22 protein-coding genes are annotated in these 26673 nt (G+C 65.3%); 9 read left to right on the forward strand and 13 right to left on the reverse strand.

Features of this window, described 5'->3' with window-relative positions; all coding sequences use genetic code 11:
* Positions 1-81: 81 nt before the first annotated feature.
* The 4 genes from ACFOW8_RS21115 (at position 82) to ACFOW8_RS21130 (ending at position 5682) form a co-directional block, all read left to right on the forward strand.
* Positions 82-843, forward strand: coding sequence for an iron-containing redox enzyme family protein (locus tag ACFOW8_RS21115; RefSeq protein WP_378552813.1), 762 nt, complete (start codon positions 82-84; stop codon positions 841-843).
* Entirely contained in the window at positions 840-1424 is a 585-nt protein-coding gene (locus ACFOW8_RS21120; protein WP_378552816.1) for a hypothetical protein, read from the forward strand. The genes ACFOW8_RS21115 and ACFOW8_RS21120 overlap by 4 nt, the downstream gene beginning before the upstream one ends.
* A gap of 92 nt (positions 1425-1516) precedes the next feature.
* Complete coding sequence (locus ACFOW8_RS21125; protein ID WP_378552819.1) at positions 1517-3934, forward strand: efflux RND transporter permease subunit; 2418 nt, start codon at positions 1517-1519, stop codon at positions 3932-3934.
* The gene (locus tag ACFOW8_RS21130; RefSeq protein WP_378552820.1) at positions 3931-5682 is read left to right on the forward strand and encodes an AMP-binding protein; all 1752 of its coding nucleotides are present in this window, start codon (positions 3931-3933) and stop codon (positions 5680-5682) included. The genes ACFOW8_RS21125 and ACFOW8_RS21130 overlap by 4 nt, the downstream gene beginning before the upstream one ends.
* 41 nt (positions 5683-5723) lie before the next feature.
* Here the strand turns inward: ACFOW8_RS21130 and ACFOW8_RS21135 are convergent, their stop codons facing one another.
* On the reverse strand, positions 5724-6359 hold the full coding sequence (locus tag ACFOW8_RS21135) for a TetR/AcrR family transcriptional regulator (protein ID WP_378552821.1): 636 nt from the start codon (positions 6357-6359) through the stop codon (positions 5724-5726).
* A 95-nt stretch (positions 6360-6454) separates the two neighbouring features.
* Here ACFOW8_RS21135 and ACFOW8_RS21140 point away from each other — a divergent pair, with 95 nt between their 5' ends.
* Entirely contained in the window at positions 6455-7186 is a 732-nt protein-coding gene (locus tag ACFOW8_RS21140; RefSeq protein ID WP_378552823.1) for an alpha/beta fold hydrolase, read from the forward strand.
* A 42-nt stretch (positions 7187-7228) separates the two neighbouring features.
* Here ACFOW8_RS21140 and ACFOW8_RS21145 read toward each other — a convergent pair whose 3' ends face one another.
* From ACFOW8_RS21145 to ACFOW8_RS21175, 7 genes are read right to left on the reverse strand one after another with little or no spacing between them, the layout of a single operon-like run.
* Entirely contained in the window at positions 7229-9319 is a 2091-nt protein-coding gene (locus ACFOW8_RS21145; protein WP_378552824.1) for an MMPL family transporter, read from the reverse strand.
* Positions 9316-10239: a hypothetical protein gene (locus ACFOW8_RS21150; protein ID WP_378552825.1), complete on the reverse strand. Its 924-nt coding sequence runs from the start codon at positions 10237-10239 to the stop codon at positions 9316-9318. The genes ACFOW8_RS21145 and ACFOW8_RS21150 overlap by 4 nt, the downstream gene beginning before the upstream one ends.
* Positions 10236-10718, reverse strand: a complete 483-nt coding sequence (locus ACFOW8_RS21155; protein WP_378552827.1) for a type II toxin-antitoxin system RatA family toxin — start codon at positions 10716-10718, stop codon at positions 10236-10238. The genes ACFOW8_RS21150 and ACFOW8_RS21155 overlap by 4 nt, the downstream gene beginning before the upstream one ends.
* Positions 10711-11748: an SDR family oxidoreductase gene (locus ACFOW8_RS21160; protein ID WP_378552829.1), complete on the reverse strand. Its 1038-nt coding sequence runs from the start codon at positions 11746-11748 to the stop codon at positions 10711-10713. Before ACFOW8_RS21160 ends, ACFOW8_RS21155 begins: the two co-directional genes overlap by 8 nt.
* Positions 11745-12560 (reverse strand): hypothetical protein, encoded by an 816-nt coding sequence (locus tag ACFOW8_RS21165; RefSeq protein WP_378552831.1) that lies wholly within the window; start codon positions 12558-12560, stop codon positions 11745-11747. The genes ACFOW8_RS21160 and ACFOW8_RS21165 overlap by 4 nt, the downstream gene beginning before the upstream one ends.
* The gene (locus ACFOW8_RS21170) at positions 12557-12820 is read right to left on the reverse strand and encodes a hypothetical protein (RefSeq protein WP_378552832.1); all 264 of its coding nucleotides are present in this window, start codon (positions 12818-12820) and stop codon (positions 12557-12559) included. The genes ACFOW8_RS21165 and ACFOW8_RS21170 overlap by 4 nt, the downstream gene beginning before the upstream one ends.
* On the reverse strand, positions 12817-13740 hold the full coding sequence (locus tag ACFOW8_RS21175) for a diiron oxygenase (protein WP_378552835.1): 924 nt from the start codon (positions 13738-13740) through the stop codon (positions 12817-12819). The genes ACFOW8_RS21170 and ACFOW8_RS21175 overlap by 4 nt, the downstream gene beginning before the upstream one ends.
* Before the next feature lie 254 nt (positions 13741-13994).
* On the opposite strand from ACFOW8_RS21175, the gene ACFOW8_RS21180 reads away from it, so the two are divergent.
* Positions 13995-14624 (forward strand): TetR/AcrR family transcriptional regulator, encoded by a 630-nt coding sequence (locus tag ACFOW8_RS21180; protein WP_378552837.1) that lies wholly within the window; start codon positions 13995-13997, stop codon positions 14622-14624.
* A 94-nt stretch (positions 14625-14718) separates the two neighbouring features.
* On the opposite strand, the gene ACFOW8_RS21185 is transcribed toward ACFOW8_RS21180, so the two are convergent.
* The 5 genes from ACFOW8_RS21185 to ACFOW8_RS21205 all read right to left on the reverse strand — a co-directional run bounded on the left by ACFOW8_RS21185 (position 14719) and on the right by ACFOW8_RS21205 (position 23097).
* Positions 14719-15177 (reverse strand): hypothetical protein, encoded by a 459-nt coding sequence (locus ACFOW8_RS21185; RefSeq protein WP_378552839.1) that lies wholly within the window; start codon positions 15175-15177, stop codon positions 14719-14721.
* Positions 15178-15198: 21 nt separating this feature from the next.
* Positions 15199-16464 (reverse strand): aspartate kinase, encoded by a 1266-nt coding sequence (locus ACFOW8_RS21190; protein ID WP_378552842.1) that lies wholly within the window; start codon positions 16462-16464, stop codon positions 15199-15201.
* Positions 16461-19250 carry a beta-ketoacyl synthase N-terminal-like domain-containing protein gene (locus ACFOW8_RS21195; protein ID WP_378552843.1) on the reverse strand — a complete coding sequence of 930 codons (2790 nt, stop codon included), beginning with the start codon at positions 19248-19250 and terminating at the stop codon, positions 16461-16463. The genes ACFOW8_RS21190 and ACFOW8_RS21195 overlap by 4 nt, the downstream gene beginning before the upstream one ends.
* Positions 19251-19476: 226 nt before the next feature.
* Positions 19477-19755: a hypothetical protein gene (locus ACFOW8_RS21200; protein WP_378552845.1), complete on the reverse strand. Its 279-nt coding sequence runs from the start codon at positions 19753-19755 to the stop codon at positions 19477-19479.
* A 225-nt stretch (positions 19756-19980) separates the two neighbouring features.
* Entirely contained in the window at positions 19981-23097 is a 3117-nt protein-coding gene (locus ACFOW8_RS21205; protein WP_378552846.1) for a non-ribosomal peptide synthetase, read from the reverse strand.
* Positions 23098-23412: 315 nt separating this feature from the next.
* On the opposite strand from ACFOW8_RS21205, the gene ACFOW8_RS21210 reads away from it, so the two are divergent.
* The 3 genes from ACFOW8_RS21210 to ACFOW8_RS21220 all read left to right on the forward strand — a co-directional run.
* Positions 23413-25122 (forward strand): MFS transporter, encoded by a 1710-nt coding sequence (locus ACFOW8_RS21210; protein WP_378552848.1) that lies wholly within the window; start codon positions 23413-23415, stop codon positions 25120-25122.
* Between the two features lie 2 nt (positions 25123-25124).
* On the forward strand, positions 25125-26465 hold the full coding sequence (locus ACFOW8_RS21215; protein WP_378552850.1) for a homoserine dehydrogenase: 1341 nt from the start codon (positions 25125-25127) through the stop codon (positions 26463-26465).
* Positions 26466-26467: 2 nt separating this feature from the next.
* Positions 26468-26673 (forward strand): pyridoxal-phosphate dependent enzyme (locus ACFOW8_RS21220; RefSeq protein WP_378552851.1); only part of this gene is annotated, 206 nt, incomplete at its 3' end.

The following is a 26673-nucleotide window of genomic DNA, read 5'->3' on the forward strand; positions in this document are numbered from 1 at the left end:
TGACGGAAATGCCGAGTGTCTATTTCGTGACCGGCCGTCGATGGCGATGTCGGTACACGGTTATCTGGAGTGGAGTTCTCAATGACCGCACACACGCAATCCGTTGAAGATTTTGTCGAAAGCGAACTCGCCGAAATGGCCGCGAAGACCTCCGATACGCTGCACGAAGATCTGTTCACCCAGCTCGATGCCGAGATCGACGCGCTGTGGACGCGGGCCCGCGAGGGCAAGATGTGGAAACACGTCACCACCCACGGCTTCGATCGCGGGTTGTACTTCCTGGTGATGAAGCAGGTGTTCCATTACACGAGCCACAACGCGACCAATCAGGCTGTTGCCGCGTTCCGGACCACTCCGGACCAGCTAGGTCTGCTCAAGTTCGTGTACGAGCACGCCCGCGAGGAACTCGGCCACGAGCGGATGGTGCTACACGACCTGCGTGCCATCGGCCTGATCGAGAAGGGCGAGGTGATCGATGACGTACCGCTGCCGGCCACCGATGCGCTGATCGGCTACCTGTACGGCGTGGCGCTGCGGGAAGGTCCGATTCCGCGCCTGGGCTACTCCTACTGGGCTGAATCGGTGTATACCCACATTGCGCCGTTGCTGGACGCCGCGCGCGGCACTCTCGGCCTGACCGATCGGGAAATGGCCTTCTTCGTTGCCCACGCCGAGATCGACAGCAAGCACGCCGACGAGGTGCGCCACACGATCACCAGGGCGGTGACTACGCTTGAGCAGGCCCGCGACGTGCACCGGGTAGCGGTGACGACCCTGTCGTTGACATTGTTGCTGCTCGAACAGTCCTACGAGAAGTGGGTCGAGCAGAAGTCCGCAGCGTGACAGTCCAGGCGCAGGCACCCGCGCTGTCGGCGTCGATCTGCATCACCCCGTGTGAGCTCGACCAGGCTCGTGCTTTTCGGTCGAATGTGTTCCGCTCGCGTCGCAACATCGGCTTCGACGCCGGACTCGAGCGGCGGCGAGACGCCGACGCGATCATGGTCATCGTGGTCCGGCACGCAGGCAGGCTCGTCGCGACGCTGCGGACGACGGCGTTCCCCTGTGTACGGTCGACGATCACGCCTCGACCGGAGCTCGATGAGCTCGGTGTCGATTCCGAGGTCGGTCGGCTCGCCGCCGTCGCAGACCCGAGCCGTGCACGTTTCGCGCTGACCGCGATGGTGCTCGGTGCGATGTGGATGCGGGATTTCTCGTCGCACCGCACCTATGTAGCTCATGCCCACCCGTATCTGATCGATTCCTACCGTGCAGTCGGTGCGTTCGACACCGGTTTACGTCAGCAGGTGGCGGGCCGCGACACCGACTATCGGCTGGTGGTCGGTTCCTACGCCGACTGTGCTCGGATGGGTATGGAATTGCTCGGTCTGGCCGAGTATCAGGCCGGTGACCTGTTGAAACGGTGATACAGGTCGTAAGACGACGGGCCCGGTCTCGCCGAAGGGTGAGACCGGGCCCGTCGCCAACTTCTGAAATTCTCGAGGGCAAGGAAAATGCAATGCGCCCCCATATCATCGGCGCCCGCGCCGCACGATCGGTTTATGAAATTCTGTACAATTACCGGCGTACAACGATCATCTTTCTGATTCTCGGTGTGGCAGCCGGATGCTTCGGTATTTTCACCATGCGCCTCGACATGTCGTTTCGTCCGACATTCACCAACGATCCCGAACAGATTGAGCGGACCGAAGGTGCCGAACATGAATTCGGCCGCGTTGGATTCAACGAACTCGTCGTGATGATCGACGTCGGCGACGCTCATGACGCCGGGAAACTTCGCGCTGTGCACCAACTCGCCGAAAGCATCGCCGAGTCCCCGCATGTCATCGCGGTGCGTGAACCACTGAATTTCCCGTTCACCGACCGGTCGGGAGTCTTCCATCCCGCAGGTGTCGGCGCGGAGCTCCCACATGCGGATCCCGCTACCGTCGATCGACTCATCGCCGATGTCGCGGCCACTCCCTCCGCTCGCCGCCTCATCTTCGGGGACGGCAACCGCCGAGTTGCTGTCACCGCGACGTTCGACATCGCCAACCAGGACTTCACCACCTGGCGCGAAGCCGACCGCGAGTTCCGGGATCTGGTGTCACGCTGGGCATCAGCGACGGCGGGCAAACCGCCGTTCGACCGTATCGTCGACACCCAGATCACCGGATATCCCGACGTGGAGCAGGTATACGCGCACGAGGTACTCTTCAGCACGCTGCGCGGTGTCGCCGTGCTGGTCATGGTGATGATCGCGATCTTGTACATGTACTTTCGGCGGGTCGTCGACGTGGTCATCTGTCTGATAGGTGTCACCCTCTCGGTGCCGCTGACCCTCGGCGCGATGAACCTGCTGGGGCAACCTTTCTCTATCGTCAACAGTCAGGTCCTGACGCTGGTGCTGATTGTCGGCATCGCCGAGGCACTCCAGCAGCATCAGGAGTACATCCGCCGTCGCGAGGCAGGTCGTGACCATTCGGTCGCCAATCGTGAAGCCTTCTCGCTGCTGGCCTGGGCCGCATTCATGACCGGGCTTGCCACGGTCCTAGGATTCGCCGCCCTGATGGTGGCTGACATGAGTGCCATCTCGTCCTACGGCCTGTGCACGGCGGTCGGGGTCGGTATCGCCTACCTGGTCAATTGGCTGGTCGTGCCGCATGCAATCGATCTGTTCTACCGAGGATCGACCCAGCGTCGGTTCGGGACGCGCGCCAACAAGTGGAGCATGGCGATGTTGCGCAGCGCAGACCGTATGGTGGTCGGACGTCCCGGCACGATCGTGGCCACGTTCGTGGTCGTCGTCGCGGGTCTGGGATGGCTCGGACTATCCCAGATCTCCATCGACCAGAAGGTCAACGAAGAACTGCCCGGCGACCATCCCGCATTGATCGCCCAGCGCACCTTCGAACAGGAATTCACCGGGTTCCTCGGACCAGAGTTGTGGATTCGACCGACGTCGGGAACGATCAGCGACCACCGTGCGCAACTCGTGCAGTTGGTCCAGCGGTTGTGCGAGCAGCCGGAGATCCGCTATGTCGGTTCGGCCCTCGACCTGGTCCCGCAGCCCCTGGACCAAGGCGCGGCCGACAGCCCGAGGTGCGGTCGCGAGGCCGACGATCTGACACCTGCGGTCGCCGCGCGAGCCGGTGCGTACGGACCTGGGCTGCACCAACTCTCGCGGTCCGTGCTCAATGCCGACGCCACCCATTCGGCGGTGATCATTCGAGTGGCCGACATCGGCACCAAGGCATCGATCCCGTTCTCCGCCCGGGTCCAGGACATCGCCAGGCAAGCCATGCCGTCAGCGGAGATCGACCTCGTCGGGCCGTGGTGGCTGGCCCAGCAGGGGATGCACTCGTTGTCCTTCGAGATGGGATTGTCGGCCATCGCTGCGCTCGCGCTGATCCTGCCCGTGATGTGGGTCGCCATTCGGGACCGGCGCCTGTTCCTGGCGGCGGCCGTGCCTACCGTGCTGCCGATCATGGCGGTCCTCGGATTCATGGGGATGGCCGGTATCACGGTCCGGATCGGCACTGCGATGATGCTGGCCATCGCGCTGGGACTCGCCGCAAGCAACACGATTCATCTGAGCCTGCGGATCCGCGACCGGGTGCGCGCCGGAGTCGATGCCCAAAGCGCGGTGAGCGCCGTATTGCTGCGTACCGGAACCCCTGTGATGTTCGGGTCCTACGTTCTCATCGCCGGCTTCGTCTCCATGCTGGGAAGTTCGTTGCTCGCGTTGCGGGACATGGGCGCGGTCGGCACTTTCACCATGGCGTTCGCGATGGTCGCTGACCTGCTTGTCGGCCCGGCGGTCTACCTGCTGCTGGTCCGCATCGGAAAGCCTGGATCGCTGGACCGACACGCTTCCGCCGCGCCCCCGCAGATCACGCCGGCACTCGAGACCATTGCAACAGGAGCCCTTCGATGACCTATACCCTCGCCGCCGCCCTGCGTGACACCCTCGCACGCCATCCCGAACGACCGGCCATTACTTATCGCGCGGTACATGGTTGGCGCACCGTCACCTGGCATGAGCTGGGCAGTCTCGTAGCCGACACCTGCGATCGACTCGACTCTTTCCCTGTCGGCCAGGTGGTCGCGGTGATCGCCGAGACCGATGCCAGGTACCCGATTCTGGAGCTGGCGTTGGCACTGACCGGTCGAGTCACCATGCCGCTGTACACGACTAGCAGTCACGACGAACTGCGCGCGCTGGTCGCCGCAGCACCCGCGGATGCGATGGTGGTCGGTGGCGGGGTGTCGGCTCCGGGCATCGGGTCGATCCCGGTACATCGTCTGGTCGACCTCGTTCCGCTACCTGGTGTCGACAGCGCGGTGGAGGTGCTCAGCGCCGACGTCGAGCCGTTCGACTCGAGCGATGTCCTGCAACGTATTTCGGGATTCGATCCACCCGCGCAAGAGCCCGCGCTGTACTTGCAGAGCACCGGTACGACCGCGCCGGCCGGGCTGATCGAGCTCTCCGGCGCCGCGATGGCCGCGGCAGCCGACGTGCTGGCCGACTATCCGACGCAGAAGCATCCGCGATTTCTGTCCTTTCTGCCGACCGCGCACATCTCCGAAAGGTTGCTGACGGTCTATCTGGCCGTGCGGGTGGCCGGACATACCTGGTATGGCGGCGGCCTTGCGGATCTACAGGCCGATCTGCGGGATTGCCGACCCACATTGCTGTTGGCGCCACCGCCGCTGCTGCGCACGATCCGGCAGGAAACCGAGACGACTGCGGCGGGCTCGGCGGTCGGTAGATGGCTGGTGACTGCTGTCGAACGGAACGTGGCCCGGATTCTGGCCGCTGGTCGGACAGGGGTTACCAGACGGGGGCTCGGGTCACGACTGCTCGGGCGATCGGTACGGGCCTCAACGGGACTTACCTCGGTCCGCGAGATCTTCGCCGGGACGAGCCCACTGGACGCGTCGACCCACGCGTGGTGGGAGGCGGTCGGGTTGCCTGTGCGCAACGTCTACGGACAGACCCAGATCGCCGGAGCGGTGTCCTCGACCACGCTGGTCGGTGCGCGGCTAACTGGGGTCGGTACACCGGAGAAATCGGTCAGGGTGCGGATCGGCGACGATGACGAGCTGCTGATCGACAGTCCGGCGAACTTCACCCGCTATGTCGGTCCGGATGGGCCTGAGCGCACCACGGCGGCGTTCACTGTGGACGGTTGGCTTCGCACCGGCGACCGAGCGCGGTTGACCGAGGACGGCGAGCTCGAGGTGATCGGCCGGACGCAAGGTGTACTCGGTCCACCAACGGCTCCGTTGTCCGCCGAGGTATTGGTCGGGCAGCTGGCCGAGCGCTTCGGTTCGGTCGACGCGGTAGTTGCCGCCCCCGAGACCCGTGACAGTGCGGTGCTCTACCTCGCGTTCCGCCCGGAGCTATGGACCGAGGCGGACAGGAATGTCGAATCACCGATGCAGGCTCTCGTCATGAACGACTCGCGCTTCGGCTCGGTTGCCGATGCTCTCGCGGTGGCGGACCCGCTGGGTGTCGTCACGGCGGTGTGTTTGCTCGACGGCGCGTTCGGTATGAGTACCGGGGAAGTAGGGCCGACCGGCAAACTCCGTGCTTGGCGTATTCACCAGCTTCGGTCGAGTGATCTGGTCGCCCGTGAGCGAATGCGGATCGACGCGCTCTCGGTCGAGCCGGCGAGCTGATCACATCAGCGCACGGCGAGCACAGCGAACGAGCAGGCTTGTCAGCGGGCCTGCTCGTTCGCCGGTCGTACGGCGGAGGCACTTCGCTCGGTACTACCGGGGCATCGGTGTGTTCCGCGCGCGACGATGTCGACAATCGTGTCGATGTAGTCGGGGCTGAGCGTCAGCCCACGCAGTACCAGACGCGCCCACAGCGAGCCCGCCAGTAGATCTATCACGGTGCCGACATCGGTATCGGCCGGGATCTCCCCGCGGGCGATTGCTCTGTCGAAGATGGCCTGCTCGCGCTCGAGCCGTTCGCTGAAGAACCGGTGGCCGACGGTGGCGAGTGCCGGTCGCGACGCCGACGCGGACAAGACCGCCGCCGCAATGGCCGCGGTGTCTTCGGCGGTCAGCAATCGGGCGATCTCGAGTCCGAGTGCGGCTAGATCGCCACGGAAGCTCCCGGTGTCGGGGATGGAAATCCGCAGCGGCGCAGCAACAGTCAGCGCCGCGGCCAGGAGGGCGTCCTTGGAGGGCCACCACCGATACAGCGTCGTCTTGTTGACGCCGGATCGGCGGGCGACCGACTCCATGGTCATGTTGTCGTACCCCGCCTCGGCGAGATGTTCGAGGGCGGCGAGGTAGATGACCTCTGCTTTGCGCGGTCCCGCGGTGGGCGGGTCGGTTGCGGACATGCCGCAATGATACAACGCAACGTTGCGTTGCATCTCTGGCGGCGATACCCTCGATACAACGCAACGTTGCGTTGATTTTCTGAGGAGGGGTTGCGATGTCGGATCGTCTGCCGGTGGTTCTCGTCCACGGAATCAGGCTCAGTGGCGCGGCCTGGACTATGGTCGCCGACCGTGTCGCGGACAGTCATCCGGTGGCCGCGGTCGATCTGCCGGGACACGGACGGCGTCGCGGCGAGGAGTTCACTCTTGCCGCCGCCGCCGAAACGGTGCACGCCGCCATCGATTCCGTCGGTGGCCGGGCCCTGGTCGTCGGGCATTCTCTGGGGGGATTTGTCGGTGTCGCGGCAGCCGCCGCGGCTCCTGGCGAGGTGGCGGGTTTGGTCGTCGCCGGCTCGACCTGCGTGCCGAGCCGATCGCTGATGCTGCCGTTCTCCGTGATGCATCGGGTGCTGTCGCTACAATCTGACGGCGGCCAGCGGGCGAGTGCCCGGCTGTTCGACGCGATGCTGCCGGAGCCGGTGGCGGTCGCCGTCAACGGCGCGGGTATTGCCACCGAGGTGATCCCGGATGTGGTCGCCGAGCTCAGCCGATTCGATGTGCTCGCGGCGCTGGCCTCGTACTCGGGGCCGGTGTGGCTGATCAACGGCCGTCATGATCATCTGCGGATACACGAACGGCGCTTCGTCCGAGCCTGCCACGTCGGACGGCTGACCGTGCTCCCCCGAGCCGGGCACTATCTGCCCTTGGCGGATCCGGTACGTTTCGCGGGCATCGTTCTCGAAGCGGCGGCGTCGGCCGAGCACCGTTCGAGTACCGATCCGAACTGACCAACAGTGGCGGTCCCAGGCATGCTGCCTGGGGCCGTCACCTCAGCGCTGCGGCACCTTGGCCTTGGCCTTGGTGTCGAGCAGGTCGTCGTCTCGGTGCAGTGCCGAAGGCCACCAGTTGTAACGGCCGAGCAGGCCCATCAACGACGGCACAAGCAGAACTCTGACCAGCGTCGCGTCGAGTACGACGGCCAGTGCCGCGCCGGCACCGAGCATCTGCACCGGTGTTAGTCGTGACGCGAGTAGCGCACCCAACGGGATGACCAGCAGCAACGCCGCCGCGGTCACCACCGGTGCCGTACTAGCGAGGCCGACATCGACCGACTCGCGAGGCGACGCCCCCGCCTGACGGGCCTCGGTCATGCGGTGGAACAGGAACGAGGCGTAGTCGGTCGACAGGCCATAGGCCAGCACCGCGACGATGACCAACGCGGTCACTTCCAGCGCGGGTGAACCACCGATCGCGGTGTGCTGGAAGACGATAACGAGGATGCCGAGGGTGGCGCCCAACGACAGCACACCGATGACGGCGTTCTTGATCGGGATGACCACCGATCGGGTGAGGATGCCCAGAAACAACCCGCTCAGCACGATCAGCAGGGTCGCGACGTACGGCAGCCGGTGCGCCAGGCTCTGCAACAACGAGTCGAACCGCGCGACCTCACCGAGAACCTGTGCATCGGGGACCGCGCCGCGAACAGACCGCAGGATCTCGCGACTGCGCGGCGAGGTCGCGGGGGAATCCACCGCTGCGTTGACCATATTGGATCCGTCCGGCAACGGGAGGGGTGGCTGTACCCGGAGTATCCCGGGGAGGGCGGCGATCAGCTCGGCGGCTCGCTGCGGTGTCGTGTCCGAGCCGGGAGCGATGAGCAGGGCGATACCGGTGGTATCGGCGTGCTCGAAGTCGTTGCGCAGCATCGTGGTTACCCGCATGGCGGCGGAATCCGCGGGCAGTACGTCGGTGTCATAGCCCTGGATCCGGGTGCCAAGCGCCGGTGCCGCGAGTAGCAGCAACGCCAGCGCTCCGGTCACCGCGACCACGGCCGCATGCCGTTGGACGAAGCCACTCCACCGGCGCCATCGTCGGCCGGCGACGGCGGGACGTGCTCGCCGCAGGCTCAGTGCTTCGATCCGGTCGCCGAGCAACAACAGAATCGCAGGCAGTACCAGGAGCGCGAAGATCAGGCACGCCCCCGTCAGTGCGACGCCGGCGATCCCCATCGAATACAGGAAACGTTGCGGGAGCAGGCATAGCGTCGCGAGCGCTGACATCACGGTCAATCCGCTGAACGCGACAGTGCGCCCGGCGCTGCTCATCGCGACGTAGACCGCGTGCGGCACCGGCGCGGCGCGGCGCTCGGTGCGGTAGCGGGTGATGATCAACAGGCTGAAGTCGATCGCGAGACCGGTGCCTAGGGCGGTGATGAGATTGAGGGCAAAGGTGGACAACTGCAGGGCCTGTTGGGCGACGAGCAGCGCGACGAACGTGGTCAGGATGCTGAACCCGGCGCCGATCAGTGGAATCGCGGCGGCGACGGCGGTGCGGAACACCCACAGCAGCGCGACGACCAGCAACGGAAACGCGACCAGTTCGGCGATGAACAGGTCCTCTGTGGAGATGGTCGCGGTGTCGTGGTTCGCCACGGTAGGACCGCCGACGATCGTCCGCGGCGCGAGCCCTGGTACCGCCTCGATCACGCGCTGGACCTGGTCGAGGAAATGAGCGTCGGCGCCCGCGCCACGATTCAGGGCCACCAGCAGATAGGCGTGATCCCCATCGCCCGAGATCATCCGGGCGTCGCCTGTGGTATCGAAATCCGCCACCGCCACGACATGGGAGACACCGAGCAGCGCACTGCGGATCTCGGTGAGTTCGGGGCACGGGTGTGCCCTCCCACGGGTGCAGTCGACGATCACCTGCAACCCCTGCTCGGAGTCGATTCCGGTGCGCTGGGTGTAGTCGGCCATCGCCGCGCTGAAATCGGAGCTCGGGTCGTCGTAGTCCGCCAGCGAGGCAGTCATCTTCGGTGCGACGAGCGCTGCGGCGAGCAGGCCGAGCGAGGCGAGCACCAGGGCCGCGGCGATGACAGCGCGGGGACGCAGCAACGCGAGACCGATCAGAATTCTCATGCGGGCACCCCGGTCACGGTCGTGAGATCTATGCAGGTCCAATAGTTGTGCCCGCTCGAGATCGCCATCACCCGGTCGCCCGCCGCCATGGTGGACGCGTAGGTGTCGAGGTTGACCAGTACATCGGCCGCCAGACAGTGACCGTGCGCTGCGGTCTGGCGCAGTATCCGCGCCGGGTCGAAGCCGCCGAGGCGGGCGAACATCTGGACCACCGTGTCGCCGAGGTTGCCGCAGACCAGATGCGGGAACGCCGTCGGCGCGATATCGGCGAAGAACCCGCGGTAGGCCCGCTGGATCCCGGCGACGGTGCCACGCACCATATCCATGGTGTCGACCGCCGGATCGACATCGTGCATGCTGTGGTCGACCGCGGGGGTGATCTTGCCGATCGCCCACGAGGTCGCGCTCGGCGCCGGAGCGGCGGAGACGATGGCCGCCGCGGCGGCATCGCTCATCAAACAGGTGCCCGCGTCGACGAGTCGTGGACGATCATCCCAGATGTCGGTCGTGACAATGAGAACGATGCGATGCTCACCCAATCGCACGGCGTTGCGTGCCGTCACCAGCGCCGCGCCGAAGTTCGCGCAGACGTTGCCGGTGACGGTGATCAACGGTGTCGTCCTGGCGCCGAGTGCGTCGGCGAAACGGTTGGGCTCCTTGCTGATATCGGCACGGGTGTCGGTCGATTCGGTCGAGTACAAGATGAAATCGACGTCGGCGATATCGAGGTCGGCTCGTCGCAGTGTCTTTGCCGCGGCTTCGTGGGCGAGTTGCCATGGGGCGCAGTCGGCACGGAAATAGTGGTCGATGCCTTCGGCCCCGGTCCGTGCGCGCAGTGCTGGGTCGGCGTCGAGTTCGTCGAGAAGTGACTGTTCTTCGCCGTGCGCCCAGCTGATCGAATGCAGGTATGCCGTGCTCATGCGGACACCGCCGGGTGTTGTGCGGCACTCGCGGTGTGGGCGAACGTGGTGTCCCGACCGAGCAGTGCGGTCAACAGCGCGCGCATCGCCTCGTCGAAGGCGCGGTGGGCGATGGGTTCGAGTACGTCGGCGACGGCCGGCATCCCGAGGTCGAAGGTGACGTGCAGGCTGACGCGGGTGGGCCGGTCGCGCCCACCGGACACCTGCCATGCGCCGGCGAAATCGGCGAAGTCACCGGCGATCTGTCGGAACTCGATGCGGTGGGCCGAGGTATCGATAGCGTCGTGCTCGCGCCATTTCAGGATTCCACCGTGAAATCGCACGGCCCACTCCGAGCTCGGCGGGTCGCCGCCCTCGTCGACGGTCAATGAGACGATGACCTCGGGCACCAGGGTTGGGTAGCCGCGAAAGTCGGAGATCAGGGCGAACGTGGCTTCCGCCGATGCCGTCGTAGTGGCGGTGATGCTGTATTCAGGCATGAACGATCGCCTCTTCCCTCGGACGTGCTGCGGCGCCGACGCGAACCCAGTGGTCGAGCGAGCGATTCAGCTGAAGCAGTGGATCAGTGACGGCGGGCTGGTAGTCGCCGATCGTGGTGGCATCGGGGAACGGGTCGACGATCGATACGTAGGGAGCCACATGGGTGAACAGGTTGTCGATCCGCCTGGCCAGGCTCGGGTCGAGCTCGGACAGGAAGGCGGGGCGAATCAGCCGCTCGTATTGGTCGCGATCGATGAAGCGCGGGGTGTGCGGCCGTGGTTCTCCCGTCGAGCGCGGGGCATCGAGGAAGGCCTCGATCACCTCCCATACTCGAGGGGCCGTCGCACCGGAGGTGAGCCACACCAGATCGTGTCCGGTGTCGCCCCGCTCCAGCGCGACCCGGCTCAAATGTGCCAGTGTCGCAGCGACGACATCCTGGGCGATGATGTCGACGCGGGAATCGGGGCCGCACGGGAAGAAGGGCAATCGACCGTCCCGAACGAGTTCGGCGAGCCGGAACAGGCCCTGGTAGCCGGCGATGTGACCGTCGCTCGAATCGCCGATCACAATGGAAGGGCGCACGATGGTCCAGCGCCGGGCGCGGTCGGTGACGAGGCGCTCGCCGACCAGTTTGGATTCGGCGTAGTTCAATCGCGCGCCACGGTTTTCGGCCCGGTCGATCGCTTCGACGAAGGCGGTGCTGACGTGGATCAGCGGAGCATCGGCGTCGTTGGCCAGCTCGATCGCGTGCCGGGTGCCGCAGGCATTGTCGTCGGCGAGGACGGCCGGATCGGCGTTGAGTGAGGTGTTCGCGGCACAGTGCAGCACGCACCGGGTGTCTTCCACCAGTTGGATGTACGCGGTCTCGTCGAGACCGAACCGTGGCGCGGTGATGTCGCCGGTGACGGTGTCGACGCCGAGCAGCGGCGTGCGATGAGTGAGAGCGGTGTAGGACCGGGTCGCGAGCCGTTCCCGCAACGCGGTGCCGACGACCCCGGTAGCACCAGTGAGCAGGATCGGGTTGCTCATTCGCCGCTCGCTGTCGGATCGAAGGAGGCAATGGCCGCGCGCGTGGCTGCCCAATCGCCGTTGAACTTGCGGTCCAGTGCGTACACCCAGCGTTCGAGGCCGAACGCCACGCAACTGGTGTGCACCGGGTTGCCTTGGAAGCTGATGCGGGCGCGGTTGCCGAAGAAGTTGCGATGGCTGTTGAACGAGGCGATGGCGACGCCGTCGTCGGTCACGATCTCTTCCTTCACCGGCAGCAGCCGCTGCATCAGCGCCCGGGACCCGTTCGGGTCGAAGAACGGATCGGTGGCGTGCTGCACCTGCACCGACAAGCCGAGGTGTTCGGTCAACGACAGGACGCGGGGTTTGAATCGCATCAGGTGCGCGGTCGCGTGATCAGCGGGACCGAGGGCGACCAGCTCTCGCATCGTGAACTGGTGCAGTCGGCGCAGGCCGTGATATCGGGCTTCGTTGCGGCAGCATCGGGTCGCAACGGTTACCGACAGCGGCTCCTCGAGCGAGGTGCCGGTCAGTGCGGCGTAGGCCCCGTAGCAGGCGGCCGAGGTGATGAACAGCTCCTCGGGCGAACCGTCCGCATCGGCTGGCATGGTCGGTGTCGCGGCGACGGCGAGGTGTGGGAAGTTGTCGAAGTAGTCGAAGGACGCAAGCTGCGAACGGGTCAGCAGTGCGGGCAGATCCCACGGTTGCGCGTTGATCCCGGTGGCCCACTGCTGAAAGATGGCGTCGATGGCGTATTTCACGCGAGCGACGTCGGGGCCGAGGACGGCGAGGCCGTCGGTGACGCGGTATCCGGGTGTGGTCGTCTCGATCATGGATTCCTCGCGGTGAAGTAGGTGGCACGGAGTCCTCGCAGGGTCCGAATCGAGTCGAGATCGAGTGTCTCCATGTCGATTTCGTCCCCCGTGAGTTCTTGGATCAGCAGCAGGAACTCGACCAGGCCCAGCGAGTCCAAGGTGCGGGTCTCGATCAGGTCCAGATCGGGGTCGTCGCCGGTGAAGTCGGGATTGCGGGTGGTGAGGAAGCCGATGACCTCCTGCATGCCCGAATCGACGAGCGGTGGGTGGTAGGTCACTCGTCCCACCCGCCCTCGTAGAGACCCAGGCGTCGGTAGAAGCGGTCCAGGCGGCGCATGATCTCGGTGTGGACTTCGGCGCGGACGGGATCGGCCAGCAGTCGGCGACGCATCGCCAGTGGGTTGTCCACTCCGGCGTAGGCGTAGCAGCGGGGGTTGTACATGCTGGCCACCGAATGGCGGATGTAGGTCTTGATGTAGTTCGCGACATCGTCGTGTTCGGCTTCGCCGCCGGCGCTCATTGCTTCGGCGTAGAGCGACTCGACGAGCCGTTTGCCGAACGCGACGTGCCGGTTCTCGTCGTGGTGATGCACCGCGTGTAGCTCGGCGATGATCGGAGGGATGAGGGTGCTGCCACCGAGCCGTGCGTTGTAGTAGTCGAACAACTCCTCGAAGATCAGGATCCTGCTGAACACCACGAAGTCGGTCCACGGGCCGTCGGTGGCCGAACTCGCCAGCGGGCTGGGAGCCGCGGCCGGATACACCCCGTCCCAATAACGGTTGCAGAATTCGGCGAAGAACCACATATGGTCGTTTTCCTCGCCGATGAAATGGTGTAGATACTCCGATGCCGGACGGAATCGGGGGGTATGGATTCGAACTGCGACCGCGCCCATCAGTTCCCGGATGCCGTGGACGTGCAGACTGAAGAAGTTGATGGTCTCAGCGTGGGAGAGGCGTATTGCATCCGCGATGCCCCAGTGCTGCTCGGTACCGTGACTGGTCAGGAAAGGCGGGTCCATCCACCACGCATCACGGTCGACCTCGGCCGGCCAATCGAATCGTGTATACGGGTTGTAGAAGTCACGTCGAGACAGGTCTGTCAACCGTCCCAACGCCGTCTCGAGGTTCGCATTCATCGCATTCCTAGATAGGGCGGGGGTCCCGCGTGATTGCGGAGGACATGTCGGGTCGAGCATGCGTAATCCGAGTGCGTCGACTCAACGGGTTTCGTCACGACCCCTCGACTCGCTGCCGGTTCGGTTCGATGCGTGTCGAGGATTCCTGTGAGCAACCGCGCATCCGGCATGAGCTCGACCGCTTGCGTTCTGGCGGACCGTCGGTCACAGTTGTGTCTGACATATGTCTGTCATCGTGTATGACACGCCGTTATTTCCAGGCTCGCCGCTGAGCTCCCAGCTCGTGTCCAAGCCGGTGGAGGGAGGTCCACGAGATGCTGACGAATCGGACGTCGTCCGCGAAAGCGCGCCGTAAGCAGGCCGCAGCGAACCTGATGGTTGCCTTACGGGAGCTGCTCGAGGAGGGAACGGCCTTCTCCGACATCACCATCCAGCAGATCACCGAGCGCGGCGGGGTGTCGCGTCCCGCCTTCTACAGCCACTTCGTCGACAAGAACGAGTTGCTGTCCAGGCTGGTGGTCGATGCGCTGGCGCCGGTCACCGCGCGGATGAGTGAACAGATGGGGGAGTGGCCGTCGGGGCCCGCCCATATGCCGACCGCGCTGCGCGCGGCGATCGAGTATCTGGAGCCGCACCGCGTGGTGATCGCTGCTTTCCTCGAAGTGGCCAACTACGACGCCGATGTCGCCGCGGCCCTGCATGCCTCTGTCACCGCCTTCCGTGGCGAGCTGACGCAGCGGATCCACCGACAGCAGCAGGCCGGTGTGGCGCTCGGCGGTGACGCGAGCACGATCGCCCTGGCGCTGTCGGCGCTCGCGATCGAAATGGTGCGCGAGTTCGTCAACGGCGCGAACGGCGTCGACGCGCAACGATGGGTCGAGATCATGTCGCTGGTGTGGGGGCGAGTCGTCTACGGCGACCAGGCCGGCCCCGTGGCGGGCTGACCGGACCTCCGGTCGGCGGAGCGACGACCAGGGGTCGGCCGGTGATTCGAATCATCGGCCGACCCCTTGTCGACTATCGGTGTCGATTATCGGTTCAGTCGGCGGTGCCGGTGAAAGCCACCACCACGGAAGAAATCGACGCGGCCGCGATCACACCGCAGATGATGTTTCCGCCCGCGGTCGTGATGCCCGGCCACTGCTGAATCGCGATTGGCACGAACGCGGTCGCGATCATGCCATCGACCGCGATCACCGCGACGATCGACCGTTCGTCGGCGAGCAGCCGCCGTAGCTGCGTGATCATCGTGGCGCCACCGAGGACGAAGGCGATTCCAGCGAAGGCAAGCAGCGCGGGTGTCAAACCATGGTGGACCGGCCATACTCCGCCGACGATCGCCACGAGCGCGGCGCCGCCGAGGATTTTTACCGTTGCATCGAAAAGCAGGCCGGTCCGCGCGGCGGATATCGCGGAGGCGGGCGACCGGGAATTCAGAACAGACATGAGACATCCTGGGTGTGGGAATCTGCGAATCGAAAAGTGCTGCGTGCGCACGGCGCCGACATCGTCGCGGTGTCAGCGTCCCGTTCCCGCGTACACCATCGCGGCTGTGTCACCGGCCAGGTCGAAGGCCTTGTGCACGGTCTCGACGGCGGTGTCGAGGTCGGTGTCGGCGACGAGGACCGAGATACGGATCTCGGAGGTCGAGATCAGGTAGATATTGATTCCCGCCGCGGCGAGCGACTCGAAGAACGTCGCCGTCACGCCGGGGTGTGTTTTCATTCCGGCGCCGATCAAGGACACCTTGCCGACCCGATTGTCGTAGGCGACCCGAGTGAATCCGATCTCGGCGCGGTGCGCGGTGAGCAGGCCGACCGCACGCTGACCGTCGGAGCTGGGCACGGTGAAGGTGATATCGGTCTTGCCGGTCTCGATGACCGACACGTTCTGTACCACCATGTCGATATTGATGCCGGCGTCGGCGACGACGCGAAAGACCTTCGCGGCGTAGCCGGGCTGGTCGGGTATGCCGACAACGGTCACCTTGGCCTCGCTGCGGTCGTGTGCGACGCCGGTGAGGATCGGTTGTTCCATGACTGTCTGCTCCATTGATCCGGTGACGAGAGTTCCGGTGGTGTCTGTGTAGGAAGACCTGACGTGGATCGGCACGTGGTAGCTGCGGGCGTACTCCACGCACCGCAGCATCAGAACTTTCGCGCCACAAGCGGCCAGTTCCATCATCTCCTCGTAGGAGATCGTGTCGATCTTGGTGGCATCGGAGGCAAGGCGTGGATCAGCGGTGTAGACGCCCTCGACATCGGTATAGATCTCGCAGACGTCGGCCCCGAGTGCGGCAGCGAGTGCCACCGCGGTCGTGTCTGATCCGCCACGTCCGAGGGTGGTCACATCATCGGTGTCCTGCGCGATGCCCTGGAAGCCGGCGACCAGGGCGACGCACCCGTCGGCCAGTTCCTGTTTCAGCCTGCCCGGAACCATATCGATGATCTTGGCGTTGCCGTGGGTACCGGTGGTGATCACACCTGCCTGGGCACCTGTGAACGACTTGGCCTCGATTCCCAGTGACTGTATGGCCATGGCCACCAACGCATTCGAGATCCGCTCGCCGGAGGTCAACAGCAGATCCAGCTCACGAGACGCGGGTTCGCCGCAGACCTGACGGGCCAGATCGACGAGGTCGTCGGTGGTGTCGCCCATCGCCGAACACACCACCACGACGTCGTGCCCTTGCCGCTTGGTCTCGACGATCCGTTCGGCAACCCGACGGATCCGTTCGGGAGTGGCGACCGACGAGCCGCCGAACTTCTGGACGATCAGGCTCATGCGACCACCTCGGTGTCGCCCACGGCTCCCGCTGCCACCGCGGCGGTGAAGGCGGCCGCCAGCGCGGGCACGAGGTCGGCGTCGGTGAACATGGTGTAGTGGTTGCCGGGGACCGAGATGATGTCGACCTCGCCGTCCAGGTGGGCGAGCCAAGCGTCCTTGGGGACTAGCCGGATCCGCAGCGAGGCGAGTTCGTTCTCGGGGTGTTCCTCGGCGGCATCGAAGATCACACAGCGGCCGTGGAATCGGCTGTCCGGGTAGTAGCCCTTGAGCGCGTTGTGGTTCTGGCGCCACGTCTGGGCGAAGCCGACGATGTCCTCGTCGGAGATATTCAGCCAATCCGGGCGGGACGCGAGCAGGGTCGGCAGCTCCGCCAAGGTGTCCGCGGTGCGGTCCGTGGCCAGGGTGAGACCGGGCACCGCGGCCGAGATCATCTGTGGCAGGGCGGTCAGGAACTCCGCTTCGGTGAGCTCGTCGCCGAGGTAGGCCAGCGGCGCGTGCGAGTCGAACAGGTAGAGCTCGGTCACTGTTTCGCCGACCGCCTGCAGTTGTAGCGCCATCTCGAGCGCCACATTGCCGCCGAAGGAGTAGCCACCGAGGCGGTACGGGCCACTCGGCTGGATGGTGACGAGCTCGGCCACGTTGCGCCGGGCCAGCTCACGGATGGAGGCCGACTCGCCGTGTGCCGGCGCGGTGAAGGCCGTGATCGGTCCGGTGTTGTCGAGGTGGCCGGCCAGCCGGGAGTAGCAGAAGTTGGTGCCACCGGCCGGGGGCACCAGGAACAGCGGTGCGCCCTCGCCGGCGACGATGCGCACCGTCGTGGCTCGACGCGCGGTTCCGCCGATGACGTCGGCGATGTGCGTCGCGATGTCGGCCACGGTGCGCAAACCCTCGAACCCATCGAAATCGAGCTGCACATCGAAGTGATCGCGTGCGGTGGTGACCAGATCGACCATGGCGATCGACTCGCCGCCCGCGTCGTAGAAGTCCGAATCGAGTTCGATGGCATCGTCTTCGAGAAGATCGCGGACCGTGTCGAGAACGAATTCCGCGATGACTGTCGGATCTTCCGCGCGCGAGTTCTCGGCGGTTGCCTGCGCCACGGCGCTATCGGCGGCGTCGCCGACCGGCGCTTGCGGCTCGATCCAGTACGACTCGGTGTCGAAGGCGTAGGTTGGCAGCGAGACCTTGTGTGCGGCAACGGGTTCTGGTGCCACACTGGACACTGGAGCGCTGCCGGTGCGGGCGAACTGCTCCAGGATGGTCGCGGCCTGCGCGGCGGACTCCGCGTCGAAGGTCAGGGCTTCGGGGAATTTCTTCCGGCCGGCGTGCAGTGTCCAGGCGACGTCGTCGATGCGATGCGCCTCGGTCCGCAGGGCCGTGGCCAGACGCGCGGCGTTCCGGCTCAACGACTCGGTGGTGCGTGCGCTGATCGTGATGCGATGGGGCCTGGTCGGTTCCGGACGAGCCGAGGCCGGTCGGTGGTGGCGAACCAGGACCGCGTGAGTGTTGGTGCCGCCGAGGCCGAACGAGCTGACTCCCGCTGCTTCGATCGGACTGTCGGGGACATGCGGTTTGACGTTGATGACGTAGTTCGACTCCGCGAGCGGCACGTGGGGGTTGGCTTCGGTGAAGTTGATCTGGGGCGGGACCACTTGGTGATGCAATACCAGCGCGGTCTTGATCAGTCCGACCACACCCGCGGCGGCGTCGAGGTGGCCGACGTTGGCCTTGATACTGCCCAGCAGGCACGATTCCGGCCCGCCGCCCTCGGCATCGCCGTGGGCCCGCGAGAGCGCGCGGAACTCGATCGGGTCGCCGAGCGCGGTACCGGTGCCGTGGGTTTCGACATATCCCACCGTGGCAGCCGCGACGCCGGCATTCGACAGCGCCTGGCCGATGACCGCGGCCTGTCCGGTCACACTCGGTGCGGTGAACCCGACCTTGTTCGAGCCGTCGTTGTTGATGGCGGTGCCCGCCAGCACGGCGTACACGTGATCGTTGTCCGCGATCGCGTCGGCGAGCCGTTTCAGCACAACTACGCCGCAGCCGTTGCCGCTGACGGTGCCGCTGGCGTCACGGTCGAACGGACGGCAATGTCCGTAACGCGCGCCGATTCCGCCTTCCTGGTAGAGGTACCCGGAGGTCTGCGGGTTCACGATCGAGACGCCACCGGCGAGGGCGATGTCGTTGTCGCCCGTGCGCAGCGAGGTCGCCGCCTGGTGGATGGCGACCATCGAACTCGAGCAGGCACTCTGCACGGTCGCCGCCGCGCCGCGAAGACCTAGCTTGAAGGCGACCCTGGTCGCCAGGAAGTCCTTGTCGTTGCCGATCAGGACGGGATAGTTGAGATCTTCGACCCGGTAGCGGCTGTTGCGCTGGATGTTGTTGAGCAAGTAGGTGCTCAGCGTGGTCGAGGCGTAGACGCCGATGCGCCCAGCGGTCGATGTGGCGACGACACCAGCGTCTTCGAGCGCCTCCCAGGCGGTCTGTAGCAGAATCCGATGCTGGGGGTCGGTGATCTTGGCTTCGTAGGTGGTGAACCCGAAGAATCCTGCGTCGAACTGATCTGCATCGTCGAGCACGGTGCCCGCCGGCACGTACTGCGGGTGGTCGACGAGATCGGCGGGTATACCGGCGGCCAGCAGCTGTGCTCGGTCGAACCGGCGTACCGATTCGACTCCGTCGAGCAGGTTCCGCCAGAGGCCGGTGTGGTGCGTGACATCGGGCAGGCGAGTGCCGATACCGATAATCGCGATGGGCTCCTGCGCCCGGTTTTCGTGCATGGTTCTACTCCGTAGGAAAGATGGCGGGATCGACTGATTGATTCCGAATCGACATGAAATTCGGCAAAACGTTCGCTGAAATCGAATTTAGTCGATTTGGGAGCCAGGCGGACCGGTGCGAACTGTGATCGTTCAGTCAGTTCGTCGTGTTATGAAAGTCGTCGACGTGCCGTAATCCATTGATCTCGCGTGGAAGTCGCCGGATTAGCGGTGTCGAACGCCCGCATTACATGGAGTAATCCGGTGTAATGCGCGCCGACATCAGATCGCTGATATGAGCCAGTAGTTGCCGTATTTCGTCGACCTGCCGACTCATTGCAGTCTCCCACCCGGTGGGAACCGTGCCGCATTGCGTATCTGGATTGTCAATTTCACTGATTGCGAGAACGAGATCGGATGTTCTGTCGATCAGATGGGTGTTCAATTCGGTGACCAGATGCTCGATATCCTGGCCGGTGCGGAGTCGGCCGGCGAGCGATCGAGGTGTGTTGTTCCCGGATGCCATGGATTCCCCTGTCCGCAGCGAGCGGTGCCGGTAGCTTCCGACACGGTGTCAGACTCAGTGTCTGACAACAGTCGGGAGCCTATCAGGGCGTCGTGGGGGCGAGGGAGTGTATGTGACTCGGAGTTTCATGTGTGATGAGTCACAGGGAATCTGGCAAACACGCCAACGGGGCGGGGAAGTCTTCGGCTCCCCGCCCCTGGCGGTGATGTGCTGATCGGCGACGGCTCAGGCGGCGACCAAAGTCCGCAGCTGAAGGCGCTCGAGGTGCTCGGACTGCTGCTGTGGCGTGGTGAATTCGAACATGTCCACCATCTCCAGTCGCTCGGGCTGCTCGCACGAACGGCGCAGCTCCTCGAGTACCCGGATGAGCTGTGTCGAGGTTCCGCCGGCGTCGAAGAAGGCGTCGTCGTCACCGAAATCGTCACGGCCGAGCGCGGTCACCCATGCGGCTCGCACGGTGGCGAGTGCGCTCACGACCTGCGGTGCGGCTGTGTCGGCGATCTCCGGTGAGGTCGGCGCGGAGGCCTCGGTGACCTCGGCGTCGCCTGTCCGGTTCGGCCACGGCAGTGCGGCATCGGCGATCTTGCCGTTGACAGTCAACGGCAGTGCGTCCAACGTGACGAAACGGTTGGGTCGCACGGCCGCCGCGAGTCGGGTGCGCAGCGCCTGGCGGATCTGCGCATCGGCGATCGGATAGGCGGTCACCACGAACGCGACCAGCTCCGGTTCCTCCGGTGATCGGTCGTCGACCCGCACCGCGCACTCGCGGATCCCGTCGATCGCCAGCAACGCCGCTTCAACCTCGCCTAGTTCGATCCGCACGCCGCGTAGCTGGACCTGCTGATCCATCCGGCCCAGATAGACCAGGTCGCCGGATTCGTCGACGCGGGCCAGATCGCCCGAGCGGTAGTGCACACCGTCGCGTTCAGGCAAACGTATGAAGCGCTCGGCGGTCAGATCGGGACGCCCGAGGTAGCCTGCGGCGACACCGGCGCCGTAGATGAGCATCTCGCCCGTCACCCCGGCCGGAACCGGTCGCAGCTGCGAGTCGACGACCACGACGCCCATGTCGGGCAGCGGCTTTCCGATCACGCTGGCCCGTTTCGCGGCCAGGTCCGCCGCGGTGATGTGATGGTAGGTGACATGCACCGTCGTCTCGGTGATGCCGTACATGTTTATCAGCTCCGCGCGGTCGCCGTAGAGCTCGAACCATCTGTCCAGGCTCTCGAAGCGCAGCATCTCGCCGCCGAACACCACCAATCGCACGGCGAAGCGTTCGGCGTGCTCGGTGGTCATCGCCTGGGTGAGCTGGCGGAAGGCGGTCGGCGTCTGGTTGAGGACCGTGACCTCCTCGTCGGCCAGGAATCGGGCGAAGTCGGCCGGGGAACGGCGGGTCCACTCGGGCACGATCGCCACTCGTCCACCGTGCAGCAGCGCCCCGAACAACTCCCACACGGCGAAATCGAAAGCGTAGGAATGGAACAGCGCCCAGGTGTCGTGCGCACCGAACTGCATGTGCTCGCGCGCTGCGGAAAACAGCCGCAACACATTGGCGTGGGTGATCGTGACACCCTTGGGAATGCCGGTGGATCCGGACGTGAAGATCACATACGCCGGGCGGTCGTGCAGGACTTCGGCTGAGGTCTGGGTGAAGGGCGCCAGTGCTGCCGTGTCCTGGAGCATCCGTCGAAGGTCTACCCGTTCGGGGCCATCGAGATCGGGTAGCGCACCGCGGCTGGCGATCACCGGCATGTCTTCGAAGCTCGCGAGGATGTGCTCGACGCGTTGCCGCGGCGCAGCCGGGTCGATGGGCACGTAGGCCTTGCCCGCCTTGAGGATTGCCAGCAGGACGGTCGCGAGTTCGGCCGAGCGTTCCATCGAGACGCCGACGAATTCCCCGTCGACGTTCTCGACGATCCAGCGGGCGAGTCGGCCCGCGCGCTGGTCGAGTTCGGCGTAGGTGTAGTAGCTGTCTTCGTAAGAGACCGCGACGGCATCGGGCGTGCGATCGGCCTGGTGCTCGAACTGTGCGGCGAGCGAACCGAATTTCAGCTCGAAGGCCGAGCGCCGACCGGTTGCGGTCTCGAGCTGTGCCAGTGCCTGGCCGCTGACCCATGGAATCTCGCGCAGTCGGGCGTTCGGTCGGCTGGCCAGGAACGACAGCATCGTATTGATCACCTGCTCCGGTCGGCTCCGGGCCACAGTGTCACCCACCTGCAGGTAATAAGTGTAGCCCGTGTCGTTCTCCTCGACATTGGCCATGAACGGGCACAACGCCTTGCTGCGTTCGAGGTGGATCGGGTCGATCTCGTAGCCCGGCAGGCTCAGTGACATCCGCTGGCGGTAGAAGGTGAAGCTGCTCGACGGGCGTGATCGGCCGGCCTCCGCCGATCCGAAGACCTCGCTCGAATGTCCGGCGAGATCGAAGTCCTCGAATTCGATGAAGCGACCCATCTGCTCCTCGACGTGCAGGCACAGACTCTCGAAGGTGTCGAAATCGTCCAAATTCACCACCAGCGGCAAGGTGTTGACGTGATAGCCATAGGCTTTCAGCATGCGCTTGTCGCGGCGCCGGTTCGACAGCGGGACACCGGTGGTCACGGTCGACGTGCTGCTCAGGCAGCCGAGTACCAGCAGATGTGCGGCGAGGAAGAAGCTGAACTTTCGCACACCGAGCGACTCGACCGCGCCATCGATGTCGGCACTGAGCTGCGGGCCCAGGTCAACGGTGTGGTGCAGGCCCGGTAGTGCACCGTCGCGGGTGCGATCGGCCTCCCACTCCGGGATCGACAGCGTCTCGACGCCTGCCAGGCTCGACCGGAAGAACTCTACCGCGGCGGTCGTTCGCATGGTGTCCGCGTCGACGAGTTCGGGGAACAGCGTCCCGCCGGGGATGGTGGCGTCGGGCACGCTGTACATCAGCATCAGGTCGGCGATGACGTTGTAGAAGGTGTGGACGTCGGCGATCATGTGCGAAGCGACGATCTTGATGTACACGCTGATGTCGTCGCGGATGATCTCGGCGTCGAACAGCGGCCACCGGTCCATCGGGATCGGTGTGTCGAGCTGATCGGACACCTCGGCGCGCAGTTGCTCCCCGGCGTCTCCATCGCGGTTGGTCAGCGGTGTCCGGTACTGCTGTGCCGCGTCGTAGACGGCATGCACCTCGCCATCCTCGACGACGAAATACTCGTTCAGTGGCTCGGCTTGCCGGGCGACAGCGTCGATCGCTGCCCGCACTCGATCCACATCGATCTCGCCTCGGATGCGCAGCAGGAATCCGACGTTGAACGCCGGGTCGTTCGGAAAGAGAATCTGCTGAGTGTGAAGCTTTCGCTGCATTGCTGAAATTGGGCGACGACGCACAGTCACGTGGTCCTCCTCAGGTGTTACGTCGCGATATCAGGAGATGCGTCGTTGCGATCAGCCTGATGAAAAGGGTGCAGTTGCACCTGCGCCCGCCGGGGGTGCGAACGTCAGGATTGTTAGTTGTGCGGCTCGGACGCAATCACTTTCGTCACGGATGGAGCGGTGTCGGGCCGGGTGTCGGTGTACGGCGCGACGGACATCGAGAGCCGTGACGCAACTCGTTGCCGTGTGCACGGCGGCCGGAAAGGATCGGCCCATACCGCACTACGGCAGAAATGAGGATCCGCTGTGGGATCGCCCGTAACAAATTCCAGGCGCTGGGTCGTACTCGGTGTCCTGGTATTCAGTCTGCTCGTTGTCGTCATGGACAACACGATTCTCAATGTCGCACTTCGAACAATTCAAGCGGAGCTGCCTGCCTCACAGGCGCAGATGCAATGGGCGGTGGACAGCTACGCACTGGTTTTCGCGGCGCTGTTGATCGTCTGTGGTGTGCTGGGGGACCGGTGGGGCCGCCGACGCATGTTGCTCATCGGACTGACGGTGTTCGGCGTCGCGTCGGTCCTGTGCGCCTTCGCCGACACCCCTCTGGAACTGATCGTCTGTCGCGGTTTGCTCGGTGCCGGCGCGGCCGCGGTACAACCTCAGACGCTGTCGATCATCCAGAATGTGTTCCCCGCCGACCAGCGCGCCAAGGCCATCGGCATCTGGGCCGGCGTCGCGGGTATGGCGATCGCGCTGGGCCCGATCGCCGGTGGCGTGCTGCTCGAATATTTCTGGTGGGGTTCGGTGTTCCTGGTCAACGTCCCGGTGGTCGCGGTCGGACTGGTACTGACCTGGTTGCTGGTGCCGGAATCGAGTGATCCCAAGGAGGGCGGCTTCGATCCGATCGGTGTGGCGTTGTCCTCGGCGGCGATGTGTCTGGTGATTCACGGGATTATCGAGGGCGGCAACAGCGGTGAGTGGCTGCAGTGGGCCAGCACAGGCACGGTCCTGCTCGGATTGGGCTGCGGTGCGGCCTTCGTCTGGCACGAACGTCGAACCGAACACCCCCTGATCGCGATGGATATGTTCGCCCACAAACAATTCGCCGCCGGGGTCGGTGCCATCGCTATCGCGTTCTTCACGCTGATGGGGGCAACGTTCTACCTGTCGTACTTCTTACAGGCGGTGCGCGGCTACTCAGCTCTGGCGACCGGCGTCGCGTTGATCGCGGTGGCCGCCGCGGTGATGGTGATGTCCACCCTCGCACCTCGATTGAGCCAGCGGTGGGGGGCGAATGTCGTCGCCGGAGCCGGTATGACGATTCTCGCCGTCGCGATGCTGTCGTTCGTCGGAGCCACCGCGACCATGCCGCAGTGGGTGCTCGAGATCCAGATGGCACTGATCGGCATCGGATTGGGACTCACCATGACTCCGTCGACCGAGGCCATCATGAGCACTGTGCGGGCCGATGAGGCCGGCGCGGGCTCAGCGGTCAACAATACGATGCGACAGCTTGCCGGAGCTCTCGGCGTCGCAGTGCTCGGTTCGATTCTCACGGTGGGCTTCCACGACAGCTTCGGCCCCGACCGGCCCGCGCAACTCGCCGCGCGACTGGATCAGCCGACCTCGTTGGTGTCCCTGCCGGATTCTGCCCTGGCGACCCCGCAGCTGCACGCGAACAGCAGCGGATCGATCACGGAGGCACTGGATTTCGCGCAGCGGTCGGTTGACGCACTCGGGCAGCGCGAGCGGCTGGTCGCCGGCGCGCTGCCGGAATCGGCGATCGCCGGGTTCCGGCAGACCGCCGAAGCCGACCTGCGCGCCTACGTTACCGCCGCCAATGATGCCTTCGTCCACGGAATGCGGATCTGTGCCGTTGTCAGTGGCCTGAGCGCATTGGCTGGCGCCGGTATCGCCTTCGCGTACCTCCCTTCTCGACGTCGAGGGCGGTCGGGCGCGCCTGACGAGCGGTCGATCGAAGCGCGCACAGAATTCGCCATGGCAAAGGAATGATGATGGTTGACAGAACACAGCAGCCGCGCGCGCTCGGAGTCGCGGTGATCGGGATGGGAAACGTGGGCTCGCAAGTGGTGCGGATGCTCCAGGTCCACGGCGACGAGCTGCGTCAGCGGGTCGGCGCGCCGCTGGAACTGCGGGGTGTGGCGGTACGCAACCCGCACCACGACCGGGGTATCGCGCCGGAGCTGGTGACCACCGACACCGAATCACTGATTGCTCGACCCGACATCGACCTCGTCGTCGAGGTTATGGGCGGAATCGACCCGGCACGTGAGCTGATCGCCAAAGCGCTGACGGCAGGCAAATCGGTGGTGACGGCGAACAAGGCGCTGCTGGCCGACTACACCAGCGAGCTGGCGCAACTCGCCGATCGCCACCGTGCCGACCTGTGCTTCGAGGCGGCGGTTGCCGGGGCGATCCCGGTGGTGCGGCCATTGATCCAGTCACTGTCGGGTGACCGGATCAATCGCCTCGTCGGCATCGTGAACGGCACGACGAACTACCTGTTGTCCGCGATGGCCGAACGTTCGGACCGCTACGAGGATTTGCTGGCGGCGGCGCAGGAGCTCGGCTATGCGGAGGCCGATCCGACGGCCGATGTCGAGGGACACGATGCCGCCGCGAAAGCGGCGATCCTGGCGTCGCTGGCCTTCCACACCCGTGTCACCGCTACCCAGGTGTACCGCCAGGGCATGACTCGCATTTCCGCCGAGGATTTCGCGGCAGCCGCGGCCGAGGACTGCACCATCAAGATGCTCGCCGTGTGCGAGCGTGTGGATGCCGGACCGGGCGAGCCTGCGATCGCCGACGGCGGGAAAGAGCGGCTCGCGGTTCGCGTGTACCCGGCGCTGATCCCACGCAAGCACCCGCTGGCAGCCGTCGACAGTGCGTTCAACGCGGTTGTGGTCGAGGCCGACAATGCTGGTCGGCTGATGTTCTACGGTCAGGGTGCGGGTGGCGCGCCTACCGCGTCAGCGGTCATGGGCGATCTCGTGATGGCTGCTCGCAACAAGGTGCACGGTGGCAGGGCGCCCGGGGAATCGGTCTACGCCGAGCTTCCGGTGGCGCCTATCGGCGACATCCTGACCCGGCACCATCTGCGGCTGACAGTGTCCGACCGGGCCGGCGCGCTGGCCGCGGTCGCCGGCGAGTTCGCCCGGCGGGGCGTGAGTATCGCCTCGGTCCGCCAGCAACTGGACGGCTCGCACGCGCAATTGGTGGTGCTGACCCACCACGCCAGGGAGTCCGTACTCGACCAGATCGCGAAGTCGCTGGCCGCACTGGATTCGGTCACGTCGGTGACCAGTGTTCTCAGACTGGAAGGCACCGAAGAATGATGATGGTTACGCACTCGCGCTGGCCGGGCCTGATCGCGGCCTACCGTGATCGGCTCGAAGGTGCGGCCGACTGGGAGCCGGTCACTTTGTTCGAGGGTGGTACCCCGCTGGTTCCCGCGCCGCACCTGTCCGAGCTGACCGGTTGTGAGGTGTATCTCAAGGTCGAGGGTGCCAACCCGACCGGTTCGTTCAAGGACCGCGGCATGAC

The sequence above is a fragment of the Nocardia rhizosphaerae genome (assembly GCF_042650365.1).
In the GTDB taxonomy this organism is placed as follows: Bacteria; Actinomycetota; Actinomycetes; order Mycobacteriales; family Mycobacteriaceae; genus Nocardia; species Nocardia rhizosphaerae.

Coding starts and splice junctions, on each gene's coding strand:
- ACFOW8_RS21215 (WP_378552850.1), top strand. CDS start 25,125: ATGGTTGACAGAACACAGCAGCCGCGCGCGCTCGGAGTCGCGGTGATC.
- ACFOW8_RS21140 (WP_378552823.1), top strand. CDS start 6,455: ATGTCGGATCGTCTGCCGGTGGTTCTCGTCCACGGAATCAGGCTCAGT.
- ACFOW8_RS21130 (WP_378552820.1), top strand. CDS start 3,931: ATGACCTATACCCTCGCCGCCGCCCTGCGTGACACCCTCGCACGCCAT.
- ACFOW8_RS21165 (WP_378552831.1), bottom strand. CDS start 12,560: ATGATCGAGACGACCACACCCGGATACCGCGTCACCGACGGCCTCGCC.
- ACFOW8_RS21195 (WP_378552843.1), bottom strand. CDS start 19,250: ATGCACGAAAACCGGGCGCAGGAGCCCATCGCGATTATCGGTATCGGC.
- ACFOW8_RS21205 (WP_378552846.1), bottom strand. CDS start 23,097: ATGCAGCGAAAGCTTCACACTCAGCAGATTCTCTTTCCGAACGACCCG.
- ACFOW8_RS21125 (WP_378552819.1), top strand. CDS start 1,517: ATGCGCCCCCATATCATCGGCGCCCGCGCCGCACGATCGGTTTATGAA.
- ACFOW8_RS21145 (WP_378552824.1), bottom strand. CDS start 9,319: ATGAGAATTCTGATCGGTCTCGCGTTGCTGCGTCCCCGCGCTGTCATC.
- ACFOW8_RS21150 (WP_378552825.1), bottom strand. CDS start 10,239: ATGAGCACGGCATACCTGCATTCGATCAGCTGGGCGCACGGCGAAGAA.
- ACFOW8_RS21200 (WP_378552845.1), bottom strand. CDS start 19,755: ATGGCATCCGGGAACAACACACCTCGATCGCTCGCCGGCCGACTCCGC.
- ACFOW8_RS21190 (WP_378552842.1), bottom strand. CDS start 16,464: ATGAGCCTGATCGTCCAGAAGTTCGGCGGCTCGTCGGTCGCCACTCCC.
- ACFOW8_RS21135 (WP_378552821.1), bottom strand. CDS start 6,359: ATGTCCGCAACCGACCCGCCCACCGCGGGACCGCGCAAAGCAGAGGTC.
- ACFOW8_RS21160 (WP_378552829.1), bottom strand. CDS start 11,748: ATGAGCAACCCGATCCTGCTCACTGGTGCTACCGGGGTCGTCGGCACC.
- ACFOW8_RS21180 (WP_378552837.1), top strand. CDS start 13,995: ATGCTGACGAATCGGACGTCGTCCGCGAAAGCGCGCCGTAAGCAGGCC.
- ACFOW8_RS21175 (WP_378552835.1), bottom strand. CDS start 13,740: ATGCTCGACCCGACATGTCCTCCGCAATCACGCGGGACCCCCGCCCTA.
- ACFOW8_RS21155 (WP_378552827.1), bottom strand. CDS start 10,718: ATGCCTGAATACAGCATCACCGCCACTACGACGGCATCGGCGGAAGCC.
- ACFOW8_RS21115 (WP_378552813.1), top strand. CDS start 82: ATGACCGCACACACGCAATCCGTTGAAGATTTTGTCGAAAGCGAACTC.